This window comes from Rhodospirillales bacterium (assembly GCA_023898765.1).
GTDB lineage: Bacteria > Pseudomonadota > Alphaproteobacteria > Micavibrionales > Micavibrionaceae.
Genome location: CP060238.1, coordinates 669,573 through 682,355 on the forward strand (window position 1 = coordinate 669,573; position 12,783 = coordinate 682,355).

Consider the following 12,783-nt stretch of genomic DNA (forward strand, 5'->3'; position numbering starts at 1 on the left):
CGTTTGCCAGTTTCGGACCGATTTGCCTTATCATGTTGGGTTACAACCTTTTTTCCAATAGTTCCTTCGTCAGGAGCAGGCGTTTTCGGTCCATTAAAACGGTCTTTTTGATCTGACGGACGAATTGCCGGTTCAGGGTCAGCGCATATGCATATTCCTGCCACACGCGGCTTCGGTCCCCGTGCTTGATCGCGTTCAGGCTGGAGCGGTCCTTCCCCTTTTGCGTTTTCGGCCCCGTCGATTTTTCCCAGGGCTTCCAGCGCCGGATCGCCTCGGCCTGCTTTCGTTTTCTCTCTTCTGTCCATCCGTTTGCCATGCGAAAAGATAGCACAGGCGGGAGGAAAAATAAAGGAATATTTTCCTAATTATGGCATGGTTGTTTCAAGTCTTAGAGCGCTCATCGCCTAAGGCCGGTTCCATCCTGTCATTTCCGAGCGCCGCGAAGAATCTCCGGGAAAAATTGAGATCCTTCGCCTTCGGCTCAGGATGACAAGGGGGAGCGCGGGGATGACGTTCCAGCGGGCGGGGGCGTAAACCAGAAAGAGAATAAAACCCTTGATTTTTCCGGCGGCGCCCCCTATATCTGCGCGCTGGTAAAGGAATGTGGGAGGTTTTCCGCGCGCCAAGACCATGCGCGGAGCCGTTACCACAAACCTCGTTTGTCAATTTTGTCATTCTGAGCGCAAGCGAAGAATCTTTTGTTTGAAAAGAGATCCTTCAGGTCGCTTCGCTCCTTCAGGATGACAGAAAAAGTTAACGGAGGAAAAAATGGCAAAAAAAGAAATCTCAGGCTATATCAACCTGATTATACCGGCGGCGTCCGCAAACCCGTCTCCGCCGGTCGGCCCGGCCCTGGGGCAGCACGGCGTCAATATCATGGAATTCTGCAACGCCTTCAACGACAAGACGAAGGATGCGGAAAAAGGGATGCCGATCCCGGTGAAAATCACGGTCTATGCGGACCGCTCTTTCGATTTTATCACCAAGAAGGCGCCCAACAGCTATTACATCAAAAAAGCGGCCAAGCTTAAATCCGGCGCCAACAAACCCGGACATGAAGTCGTGGCGCAAATCCGCTCATCCCAGGTCAGGGCCATCGCCGAAGACAAGATGCCGGACCTGAACGCCAAGGATATTGAAGGCGCCATGCGCATTATCGAAGGCACCGCCCGTTCCATGGGCATCGAAGTGATGGAGGGCTAGAACAATGACAAAAACAGCAAAAAACACGAAAGCCTTCGCCCAGAAAGTCGATCGCAACAAATTCTACAGCCTCGCAGAAGCGCTTAAAATTATCAAAGACTGCGCCAAAGTGCGTAAATTTGACGAAACGGTTGAGATTTCGCTCAATCTTGGCGTCGATCCGAAACACGCGGACCAGCAGGTGCGGGGCATGGTTTCCCTGCCCAACGGAACGGGCGCTTCGGTGCGCGTGGCCGTCTTTGCCCGCGACGCCAAGGCCGAGGAGGCCCGCAAGGCCGGCGCCGATATCGTGGGCGCCGAGGATCTGGTGGATGAAATCAAAGCCGGGAAAACCGATTTTGACCGCTGTATCGCCACGCCGGATATGATGGTGATGGTCGGGCAGGTGGCCAAGGTTTTGGGGCCGAAGGGCCTTATGCCGAACCCGAAACTGGGAACGGTCACGCCGGACATTGAAAAGGCCGTCAAGGACGCCAAGGGCGGCGCAATCGAATTCCGGGCCGAAAAAGCCGGGATTGTACAGGCCGGTGTCGGAAAGGTTTCTTTCGATGACAAGAAGCTGGCCGAGAATATTGTCGCTTTTGTCGATGCCATCAACAAAGCCAAGCCGACCGGCGCCAAGGGAACCTTTATGAACAAAGCGACGCTTTCTTCCACGATGGGTCCCGGCATCAAGCTGGATCTGTCGGATTTGAGCGGCGAACAGGCCAAAGCGGCCTAGGAGCGTTGATTGTTTAGCTTGACTCGCGTCACTGCGTCGCTCACGTAGGTTTACTACGCTTCGCTCCTTGTTCCTAATTCAAGCTAAACACTCTTTGCTCCAGAGCTTAAATAACACTTGACGCGCACGTTGGTTAGCGATTATAACGTGCGCGTTTCCTGTCCAAGACGGTTGGTCGCTCTTTTATTACGAGAGTGTAAATCCCGCCCAGATAGGTAAAAGATGGATATAAAGGCAGCTTATTACGCTGCGCGAAAGTCTTTTGCTTATATGTTTTGGACGGGCGACCCCTTGGGGGTCGTTTTTTTTATTTGGATTTTTATTTTAGAGGAATTTCGCCATGGCAATGAGCAAGGCACGCAAAGAAACGGAAATCTCGGACCTGAAAGAGCGTTTCGAGAACAGCGAACTTGTCGTTCTGACCCATAATACGGGTCTGGATGCCGCCGCGATGACGGATTTGCGGATCCAGATGCGCGAAGGCGGCGCTCAGTTCAGGGTGGCGAAAAACACGCTGATGAAAATTGCCGCCAAGGGAACCCGCTACGAGAATCTCTCGGACATGCTGTCCGGCCCCACGGCGATGGCGACCTCTGCCGATCCTGTCTCTGCGGCCAAGATGGCGCATGAATTCGCCAAGAAGAACAAGAAGCTTGTTATCCTCGGCGGCGCGATGGGCGATATCGTTCTGGACAGTGCGGCTGTCGAGCAGCTTGCCAAATTGCCGAGCCTGGACGAACTGCGCTCCAAAATCGTGGGTCTTCTGGTGGCCGCGCCGACAAAACTGGCCGGTCTGATGCAGGCCCCGGCACGCAACCTTGTGGGTGTGACCAAGGCATATGGCGAGAAAAGCGAATAATTTTTAACGGTTTAACTGATTTTAACTATTTTAAAAAAGGAGAAAGAAAATGGCTGCCGATATTGAAAAAATTGTTGAGGAATTGTCCAAACTGACCGTTCTGGAAGCTGCGGACCTGTCCAAGGCGCTGGAAGAAAAATGGGGCGTGACGGCTGCTGCCGCCGCACCTGTTGCCGTGGCTGCTGCCGCTGCCGGCGGCGGAGAAGCCGCTGAAGAACAAACAGACTTCACGGTTGTTCTGGCATCTGCCGGCGGCAATAAAATTGCTGTCATTAAAGAGGTTCGCGGCATTACCGGACTGGGCCTCAAAGAAGCCAAGGATCTTGTCGACGGCGCCCCGAAAGAACTCAAGCAGGGCGTCAAGAAAGAAGAAGCCGAAGAGATCAAGGCAAAACTGGAAGCTGCCGGCGCGTCTATCGAGCTGAAATAGGTTACCTGTTTTATGAAAGCCTGCCCCTGCTTCAAGCAGGGGTGGGCTCTTGACATTTGAAAAGCGCTACGCCATAAACCACGGACGCGCGAAAGATTCGGAATGAAGATGACGGTTATCGGGCCGTATATAAGGTAGAAATCTTAAGGACTTAAGCCGCTTCCCCGGGTAAAGGGGGAAGGCGGCAAAAAGTGCTTTTTGCTCTTTGAGAAGGTTGGACAAGATGACAAAATCAAAACAAGCCACAAAACAAGCGGGAAAAAAAGCCAAACTTATTGCACGGCCTCCGGTTCGCTCAACCAATGACGCGGACAGCTTCACAGGCCGGATGCGGCCCCGGCGCTCCTTCGGGAAAATCCGCGAAGTGGCCCAGATGCCGAACCTGATCGAAGTCCAGCGCGATTCCTACGAGCAATTCCTGCAGCATGAAGAAGCGCCGGATGAGCGGGCTTTTCACGGGCTGCACAAGGTTCTGTCCGAAGTTTTCCCGATCAAGGATTTCTCCGACAGGGCCGAAATCGATTTCGTAAGATACGAGCTGGAACAGCCGAAATATGACGTGGAGGAGTGCCAGCAGCGCGGCATGACCTATGCGGCGCCTTTGCGCGTGACAATGCGCCTGTCCGTCTTTGACGTTGACGAGGACACGGGCCTGCGTTCCATCCGCGACATTAAAGAGCAGGACGTTTACATGCTCGACATGCCGCTGATGACCGATAACGGGACATTTGTGGTCAACGGCACCGAGCGGGTGATCGTGTCCCAGATGCACCGCAGTCCGGGGGTCTTTTTCGACCATGACGGCGGAAAAACCCATGTGAGCGGGAAGTATCTTTTCTCCGCCCGCGTCATTCCCTATCGCGGGTCCTGGCTGGATTTCGAATTCGACGCCAAGGACCTCATGTATGTGCGCATCGACCGCCGCCGGAAACTGCCGGTGACGACGTTGCTGCGGGCGCTGGACAGCGAAAGAACTGCTGCCTACCGCATCGAGTGCGATGAAAAAGGGAAAGAGGTCGATCCGTTGAAAGTGACGGGCATGTCGAACGAAGAAATTCTCTCCACTTTTTATGATGTGATCCAGTATAAGAAAGAAGCCAATGGCTGGGTGACGCCGTTCAATGTGGAAAGTTACCGCAGCGTCAAACTGGCGAGCGACCTGGTGGACGCCAAAACCGGAAAGGTCGTGGCGGAGGCCGGCACCAAAATGAGCCCGCGGAAAGCGCGCGCCTTTGCGGAAGACGGCCTGAAAAACATTCTGGTGCAGGACGATCATCTCATCGGGGCTTATCTGGCCGAAGATATTTTTGATGCCGAAACCGGCCAGATTTATTTTGAAGCCGGACATGAAATCACGGAAGAAGATCTGGCAGAGCTTGAAAAATTCACCGTTAAAGCATTGCCGGTTCTGGCGATCGACCACGTCAATATCGGGCCGCATATCCGCAACACGCTGGCGGTCGACAAGTGCGATACGCAGGAAGAAGCGCTGATTGATATTTACCGGGTGATGCGTCCGGGAGAACCGCCGACATTTGAATCGGCGCAGGCCCTTTTTGCCAGCCTGTTTTTCGATCCCGAGCGTTACGATCTTTCCGATGTCGGGCGTGTAAAAATGAATGCCCGCCTGAATCTGGATACGCCGGACGACCTGCGGACCCTTCGCAAGGAAGATATGCTGGCCATCCTGAAATATCTGCACGGTCTGAAAGACGGTCAGGGCGAAGTCGACGATATTGACAACCTTGGAAACCGCCGCGTGCGCTCTGTGGGAGAGCTCATGGAAAACCAGGTGCGTGTCGGTTTGCTGCGCATGGAGCGTGCCATCCGCGAGCGGATGTCCTCTGTCGAAATCGACACCTATATGCCGCATGACCTGATTAACGCAAAACCGGCAGCGGCGGCCGTGCGCGAGTTTTTCGGCTCGTCCCAGCTTTCGCAGTTCATGGACCAGACAAACCCGCTGTCTGAAATTACGCACAAACGCCGTTTGTCCGCGCTTGGACCGGGCGGTCTGACAAGGGAAAGAGCGGGCTTCGAGGTGCGGGACGTGCACCCGACCCATTATGGCCGGATTTGCCCCATTGAAACGCCGGAAGGGCCGAATATCGGTCTGATCAACTCCCTGTCCACCTTTGCGCGCGTGAACAAATACGGCTTCATTGAAAGCCCGTACCGCCGCGTGGTTGGCGGGAAAGTGACGGATGAGGTGGTCTATATGTCCGCTATGGAAGAAGCGCGTTACATGATCGCTCAGGCCAACGCGGAGCTTACGGACAAAGGCGCCTTTGTGAACGATCTGGTGTCCTGCCGTCAGGGCGGTGAAAACCATATGTCCACGCCGGCGCAAATCGAATTTATCGACGTGTCTCCCAAACAGATTGTGTCCGTGGCGGCATCTCTTATTCCTTTCCTGGAAAACGACGATGCGAACCGGGCCCTGATGGGATCCAACATGATGCGTCAGGCCGTGCCGCTTCTTAAATCCGACGCGCCGCTGGTGGGCACGGGGATGGAAGCGACGGTGGCGCGCGATTCCGGCGCCGCCGTAACCTCCCGCCGGGCCGGGAAGGTCCTGCAGGTGGACGCCACACGGATCGTGATCCGGGCCACGGAGGAGCTCAGCGCGGATGAAGCGGTTGTCGATATTTACAAGCTGAAAAAATTCCAGCGCTCGAACCAGAGCACCTGCATCCTGCAAAAACCTCTGGTCAGGGTGGGCGATGAAATCAAGGCCGGCGACATTATCGCCGACGGGCCTTCGACGCAATATGGAGAGCTGGCTCTGGGCCGGAACGTGCTGGTCGCCTTCATGCCGTGGAACGGCTACAACTTCGAGGATTCCATCCTCCTGTCCGAGCGGATCGTGCGCGACGATGTCTATACCTCGATCCATATCGAGGAATTCGAGGTCATGGCGCGGGATACCAAACTGGGAACGGAAGAAATCACCCGCGATATCCCCAATGTCGGGGAAGAAGCACTACGCCATCTGGACGAGTGCGGTATTGTCCATGTCGGGGCCGAAGTGGGACCGGGCGATATCCTTGTCGGGAAAGTGACGCCGAAAGGCGAGTCGCCCATGACGCCGGAAGAAAAACTCCTGCGGGCGATTTTCGGCGAGAAAGCCGCGGATGTGAAGGACAGTTCCCTGCGCCTGAAGCCGGGCGCCGTCGGGACGGTCGTGGATGTGCGTGTCTTTAACCGCCGCGGCGTGGACAAGGACTCCCGGGCGATGGCCATTGAGCGCGCCGAGATCGAACGTCTGGCAAAAGACAGGGACGACGAGCGCCGCATTCTGGAAGAGGGCTTTTTCGGCCGCCTGCACGAAATTTTGCAGGGGCAGGTTCTGGTCAAAGGTCCGAAAGAGCTCAGCCTGAAAAAAGGCGACAAGATCAAGGGGGCGGATCTTGATTCCGTCAAACATGGATTGTGGCGGCAGGTTTCCGTGTCTGACGACCAGACCATGAGCGAGATCGAAGCCATGGGCAAAGCCTTTGACGAGGCCGTCGACAATCTGAAGGAGCGGTTCGAAAGCAAGGTCGAGAAATTGCAGCGCGGCGATGAAATGATGCCGGGCGTGATGAAGGTGGTGAAGGTCTTCGTCGCGATCAAACGCAAAATGCAGCCCGGGGACAAAATGGCGGGCCGCCACGGGAACAAAGGGGTCGTTTCCAAAATCATGCCGGTGGAAGACATGCCGTATACCGAAGACGGCACGCCGGTGGATATCGTGCTGAACCCGCTGGGCGTGCCTTCCCGTATGAATGTGGGGCAGATTCTTGAAACGCACCTGGGATGGGCGTCTGCGGGTCTGGGCAAACAGATCGGCGAGATCATCGATTCCTTCGGCGCTTCGGACAGTCCGTCCGATGCGGATGTGCAGAAACTGAAGGCCAAGCTCAAAAACGTTTACGGCGCAAGCGAGTTCAAAGCCAAGATCGACGCTGCGGACGATAAGCAGCTCATGGTGATGGCCAACAATTTGCGCGGCGGCGTGCCGATGGCGACGCCCGTTTTTGACGGCGCGCGCGAGGCCGATATCGACGAGCTGTTGACGCAGGCCGGGCTGGATACGACGGGGCAGGTGACGCTGATCGACGGGCGGACGGGCGAAAAATTCGACCGGCCCGTGACGGTGGGCTACATCTATATGCTCAAGCTTCACCACCTTGTGGACGATAAAATCCATGCGCGGTCCATCGGGCCGTACTCCCTGGTGACGCAGCAGCCGCTCGGCGGTAAAGCCCAGTTCGGGGGACAACGTTTCGGGGAAATGGAGGTCTGGGCGCTTCAGGCATACGGCGCGGCTTACACCCTGCAGGAAATCCTGACGGTGAAATCCGACGACGTGGCAGGCCGTTCGAAAGTGTACGAATCCATCGTGCGCGGGGAAGACAATTTCGAAATCGGTGTGCCGGAGAGCTTCAACGTGCTGACGAAGGAACTCAAAGCCCTCGGATTGAATGTAGATATGAAGCAGTCGGGTACTAAATGACGGGATGCCTGGCGGCTTGCCGCCTAGCCAAACCGTCATCCCCGCGGCGCGAGCGTAAGCGAGCTTGCACGGCGGGGATCCAGAAAAAGGTTTAAACCGCAGAGGCGCAGAGGTTTTGAACGCGAAGGAACGAAGAAGATGAGGGCTGTATTTATATTTTTGACTATCCTGTTCTTGAATGCGTGTGTGAATATGCCAACGCAACCTTCGCAGATTACAGGTTCTTATACATCAGGACTCAAATACGAACAGTTTAACTGTGAAAAATTAGGAGTAGAAATAGACAGTCTTGCCAGAAGAGAAAACCAACTCGTTGTTGCTCAGGAACAGAGATACAAAAGTAGCCAAATGCAGGCATTTTGGAGGGGTTTTGGACAAGGAGATGGAGTTGAGGCTTCTGAATTGGCGAATGTAAGAGGCGAGAAGGAGGCGGTTCGTAAAGCGATGGAGAGTAAGGGCTGTAGATTGTAATAACCTTCGCGTCTTCGCGTTAAAAATTGAATGGATTCCCGCCTGCGCGGGAATGACGAAAAAGGGAACGGGAATGACGAAAAAGGATAAAGGAATTTAAGGGCACGAGAGTCTTGGTGAACCTGGTGCCTTGGTGGTTAAAAAAAGAAGATCCCTCGGCTTCGCTCGGGATGACATTGAAAGAAGGACGGTAGAAAAATGAACGAATTGATGAACCTCTTTGGCCAGCCGCAAGGGCCGCAAAGTTTTGACTCTATCCGCATCGCGATCGCCTCGCCGGAGCAGATTTTAAGCTGGTCCTTCGGCGAAGTGAAAAAGCCGGAAACGATCAACTACCGGACGTTCAAGCCCGAGCGCGACGGCCTTTTCTGCGCCCGTATCTTCGGCCCCGTGAAAGATTACGAATGTCTGTGCGGCAAGTACAAGCGCATGAAATATAAAGGGATCATCTGCGAAAAATGCGGCGTGGAAGTCACCCTGACCAAAGTCCGCCGGGAGCGCATGGGCCATATCGAACTGGCCGCGCCGGTCGCGCATATCTGGTTCCTGAAATCCCTGCCGTCCCGGATCGGCCTGATGGTCGATATGACGCTGAAAAATCTGGAAAAAATCCTGTATTTCGAAGCCTATGTGGTGATCGAGCCGGGCATGACGCCGATGAAGCCGATGCAGCTTCTTTCCGAAGAAGAATATATGAATGCGCAGGATGAATACGGCGAAGAAAATTTCCGCGCCGGCATCGGCGCCGAAGCCATCAAGGAGATTTTGCAGGCCGTTAACCTGGAAGAAGAGCTGGTGCAGGTTGAAGAAGAATTGCGCGAGACAGGCTCCGAAGCCAAACGGAAAAAACTCGTCAAGCGCCTGAAGCTTCTGGAAGCCTTTATCGCCTCGGGCACCCGCCCGGAATGGATGATTCTGGATGTCGTGCCTGTGCTGCCGCCGGAGCTGCGCCCGCTTGTGCCGCTGGACGGGGGCCGCTTTGCCACGTCCGACCTGAACGATCTGTACCGCCGCGTGATTAACCGGAACAACCGCCTGAAACGCCTGATCGAGCTGCGCGCGCCCGACATTATCGTGCGGAACGAAAAACGGATGCTGCAGGAATCCGTGGATGCGCTGTTCGACAACGGCCGCCGCGGCCGCGTGATTACAGGGGCAAACAAACGTCCGCTGAAATCCCTTTCGGATATGCTCAAAGGGAAGCAGGGGCGTTTCCGTCAGAACCTTTTGGGAAAACGGGTCGATTATTCCGGCCGGAGCGTGATTGTGGTGGGACCGGAGCTGAAGCTCCATCAATGCGGCCTGCCGAAAAAAATGGCGCTGGAGCTGTTCAAGCCGTTTATCTATCACAAGCTTGAAATTTACGGCATGTCCAACACGGTCAAGGCCGCCAAGAAGATGGTGGAAAAAGAGCGTCCCGAAGTCTGGGATATTCTGGAAGAGGTGATCCGCGAACACCCTGTCCTGCTGAACCGGGCCCCGACGCTTCACCGCCTCGGCATTCAGGCTTTCGAACCTGTCCTGGTTGAAGGAAAAGCCATCCAGCTTCACCCGCTTGTCTGCACGGCGTTTAACGCCGACTTTGACGGGGACCAGATGGCCGTGCACGTGCCGCTGTCCATTGAATCGCAGCTGGAAAGCCGCTGTTTGATGATGTCCACAAACAACATCCTGTCTCCCGCAAGCGGAAAGCCGGTGATTGTGCCCTCTCAGGACATTGTTCTGGGGCTGTATTACCTGACGATTTCGCGGGACGGTGAAAAGGGCGAAGGCATGGTGTTCCGCGGCTCCGGAGAAATCCAGCATGCGATTACCGAAGGCCATCTGTCTTTGCACGCCAAAATCAAATGCCGTTACCACGGTGTCGATGCGGAAGGAAACAAGGTCATGAAACTGGTAGATTCCACGGCCGGGCGGATGATTTTGTCCGATCTTCTGCCGCGTCACCCGAATATTTCCTTTGATGAAATCAACAAGGTTTTGACGAAAAAAGAACTGACCAATCTGATCGATACGGTTTACCGTCACTGCGGCCAGAAAGAGACGGTCATTTTCTGCGACCGGATTATGAAGCTCGGATTCCGCCATGCCTGTACGGCCGGCATTTCCTTCGGGAAATCCGACCTGATCATTCCAAAGGAAAAACAGAAAATGGTCGCAGAATCCAAGGGAAAAGTGGCCGAATACGAACAGCAATATATGGACGGCCTGATTACCCAGGGCGAAAAATACAACAAGGTGGTCGATATCTGGTCCCGCTGCACGGACGATGTGGCGGACGCGATGATGAGCCATATCTCGAACAGCGACGAGGTCGGACTGAACTCCGTTTACATGATGGCCCATTCCGGCGCACGGGGGTCGGCGGCGCAAATCCGGCAATTGGCCGGGATGCGGGGCCTGATGGCCAAGCCGTCGGGGGAAATCATCGAAACGCCGATCATTTCCAACTTCAAGGAAGGGCTGTCCGTGCTGGAATACTTTAACTCCACGCACGGCGCGCGGAAAGGTCTGGCCGATACGGCTCTGAAAACGGCCAACTCCGGATACCTGACCCGCCGCCTTGTGGATGTGGCGCAGGATGCCGTGATTACCGAAGACGATTGCGGGACGGAAAACGGCATTACATTGCAGGCCGTCATGAACGGCGCCGATGTCGTCGTCTCGCTGGCCGAGCGTATTCTGGGCCGGACCTCCCCCTATGACGTGAAGGACCCGCTGTCCGGAAACGTCATTGTCAAAGCCGGGGAAATGATCGACGAGGAAATCGCCGAAGCGATCGAAACCGCCGGCATTGATGTGATTCAGGTGCGGTCGGCCCTGACATGTGAAACGAAGCGCGGCGTGTGCGTCAAATGTTACGGACGGGATCTCGCCCGCGGAACATGGGTGAACCGGGGAGAGGCTGTTGGCGTGATGGCGGCCCAGTCCATCGGAGAGCCGGGCACACAGCTGACGATGCGGACGTTCCACATCGGGGGGGCGGCGCAGCGCGGCGTCGAGCAGTCCTCTTATGAATCGACCATCGAGGGAACCGTTGAAATCCGGAACCTGAACGTTGTCCAGAATTCGGAAGGCGTTTCGATTGTGATGGGCCGGAACACCGAAATGGTCCTGAAAGACAATAAGGGCAAGGAGCGTGCAACTCACCGTGTGCCTTACGGCGCCCGCCTTCTGGTTGAAGACGGCTCCGCGATCAAACCCGGCCAGAAACTGGCGGACTGGGACCCCTTCACCATGCCGATCATCACGGAAAAAGACGGGATCGTTAAATTCCTCGATCTGGTTGAAAATGTTTCGATTGCCGAAAAAACAGACGATACGACCGGTATTTCTTCCCGCGTTATTATTGACTGGCGTTCCCAGCCCAAGGGCGGAGATCTGAAACCCCGCCTGTCTCTGACGGGGCCGGGCGGCAAGGCGCTCAAACTGCCGAACGGTCTGGAAGCCAGCTATCAATTGTCGGTGGACACGGTTTTGTCCGTTGAAAACGGACAGGAAGTGAGAGCCGGGGACGTGATCGCCCGTATTCCGCGCGAAACATCCAAAACCCGCGACATCACGGGGGGGCTGCCGCGTGTGGCCGAACTGTTCGAAGCCCGCCGCCCGAAAGATTTTGCTATCCTGGCGGAAGTGGACGGCCAGGTGGAATTCGGCAAGGATTATAAATCCAAACGCCGGATTATCGTGAATCCGGTAGATAAAAATCAGGAGCCAAGCGAACTGCTCGTTCCCAAAGGCCGTCCCATGGCCGTTCAGGAAGGGGATTTCGTCCGCAAAGGGGACCCGCTTATGGACGGGGCTCTGGTGCCGCACGATATTCTGGATATCATGGGCGTCGAGGCGCTGGCCGAATATCTGGTCAATGAAATTCAGGATGTGTACCGGCTACAGGGGGTGAAAATCAACGACAAACATATTGAAGTGATTTCCCGCCAGATGATGCAGAAAATCGAAGTCCTGACGCCCGGCGATACGACGTATCTGGTCGGCGAGCATGTGGAGCGCGAGGAGTTTGAAGCCGTGAACGCCCGCTACATGGAAAACGGCAAGCAGGTTGCGGAAGGCAAGCCTGTGCTGCAGGGGATCACAAAAGCGTCCCTGCAGACCCGTTCCTTCATTTCGGCGGCCTCCTTCCAGGAAACGACCCGCGTTCTGACGGATGCGGCCGTGAACGGCAAGGTGGACAGTCTGGACGGGCTGAAGGAAAATGTGATTGTGGGCCGCCTGATCCCGGCCGGAACGGGGGCTTATGTGAACAAAATCCGCAAACTGGCCGCCGACCGCGACGAAATCGCGCTGGCCGCGCAGCAGCAGGCAGAGGCTCTCGAAGAAGAGAAGCTGGAAGCCCTGCCGGAAGCCGAAATTGCCGATGAGGCCGAAAATGCACCGGAAGCGGCTGCGGGGTAGGCGGAGCGCCGGTATTCAGTATTGAAAAAGGGCGCTTTTGGCGCCCTTTTTTTCACAAAAGAAGGCATTTAGACTTTCGTTCATCTTTTTTTAAACAACCGCTTGACTTAAAGGGCTTTTAAGCCTTATAGTCCGCCCGAAATTAGGAATCGGATGGGCTGGCTGTAGGGCACTCTTTCCTCAAAAAACGA

8 protein-coding genes are annotated in these 12,783 nt (G+C 55.4%); 7 read left to right on the forward strand and 1 reads right to left on the reverse strand.

Annotated elements, in window-relative coordinates; genetic code table 11:
- Positions 1–40: 40 nt before the first annotated feature.
- On the reverse strand, positions 41–316 hold the full coding sequence (locus tag H6853_03180) for a hypothetical protein (protein USO04287.1): 276 nt from the start codon (positions 314–316) through the stop codon (positions 41–43).
- Between the two features lie 452 nt (positions 317–768).
- Here H6853_03180 and rplK point away from each other — a divergent pair, with 452 nt between their 5' ends.
- The 7 genes from rplK (at position 769) to rpoC (ending at position 12,592) form a co-directional block, all read left to right on the forward strand.
- Positions 769–1,203, forward strand: coding sequence for a 50S ribosomal protein L11 (rplK, locus tag H6853_03185; GenBank protein ID USO04288.1), 435 nt, complete (start codon positions 769–771; stop codon positions 1,201–1,203).
- A 4-nt stretch (positions 1,204–1,207) separates the two neighbouring features.
- The gene (gene rplA, locus H6853_03190; protein ID USO04289.1) at positions 1,208–1,924 is read left to right on the forward strand and encodes a 50S ribosomal protein L1; all 717 of its coding nucleotides are present in this window, start codon (positions 1,208–1,210) and stop codon (positions 1,922–1,924) included.
- A gap of 346 nt (positions 1,925–2,270) precedes the next feature.
- On the forward strand, positions 2,271–2,783 hold the full coding sequence (gene rplJ, locus H6853_03195; GenBank protein ID USO04586.1) for a 50S ribosomal protein L10: 513 nt from the start codon (positions 2,271–2,273) through the stop codon (positions 2,781–2,783).
- 49 nt (positions 2,784–2,832) lie between these two features.
- A complete protein-coding gene (gene rplL, locus H6853_03200; protein USO04290.1) occupies positions 2,833–3,213 on the forward strand; it encodes a 50S ribosomal protein L7/L12 in 381 nt (126 codons plus the stop codon).
- Positions 3,214–3,436: 223 nt separating this feature from the next.
- On the forward strand, positions 3,437–7,711 hold the full coding sequence (gene rpoB / locus H6853_03205) for a DNA-directed RNA polymerase subunit beta (protein ID USO04291.1): 4,275 nt from the start codon (positions 3,437–3,439) through the stop codon (positions 7,709–7,711).
- A gap of 138 nt (positions 7,712–7,849) precedes the next feature.
- Positions 7,850–8,182, forward strand: coding sequence for a hypothetical protein (locus H6853_03210; protein USO04292.1), 333 nt, complete (start codon positions 7,850–7,852; stop codon positions 8,180–8,182).
- A gap of 198 nt (positions 8,183–8,380) precedes the next feature.
- On the forward strand, positions 8,381–12,592 hold the full coding sequence (gene rpoC, locus H6853_03215; protein ID USO04293.1) for a DNA-directed RNA polymerase subunit beta': 4,212 nt from the start codon (positions 8,381–8,383) through the stop codon (positions 12,590–12,592).
- The last annotated feature ends 191 nt before the right edge of the window (positions 12,593–12,783 follow it).

What these genes read in the sequence shown, in the direction of transcription:
- rplA (USO04289.1), top strand. Translation starts at nt 1,208, where the DNA reads ATGACAAAAACAGCAAAAAACACGAAAGCCTTCGCCCAGAAAGTCGAT.
- rplK (USO04288.1), top strand. Translation starts at nt 769, where the DNA reads ATGGCAAAAAAAGAAATCTCAGGCTATATCAACCTGATTATACCGGCG.
- rpoB (USO04291.1), top strand. Translation starts at nt 3,437, where the DNA reads ATGACAAAATCAAAACAAGCCACAAAACAAGCGGGAAAAAAAGCCAAA.
- rpoC (USO04293.1), top strand. Translation starts at nt 8,381, where the DNA reads ATGAACGAATTGATGAACCTCTTTGGCCAGCCGCAAGGGCCGCAAAGT.
- H6853_03180 (USO04287.1), bottom strand. Translation starts at nt 316, where the DNA reads ATGGCAAACGGATGGACAGAAGAGAGAAAACGAAAGCAGGCCGAGGCG.
- rplL (USO04290.1), top strand. Translation starts at nt 2,833, where the DNA reads ATGGCTGCCGATATTGAAAAAATTGTTGAGGAATTGTCCAAACTGACC.
- rplJ (USO04586.1), top strand. Translation starts at nt 2,271, where the DNA reads ATGAGCAAGGCACGCAAAGAAACGGAAATCTCGGACCTGAAAGAGCGT.
- H6853_03210 (USO04292.1), top strand. Translation starts at nt 7,850, where the DNA reads ATGAGGGCTGTATTTATATTTTTGACTATCCTGTTCTTGAATGCGTGT.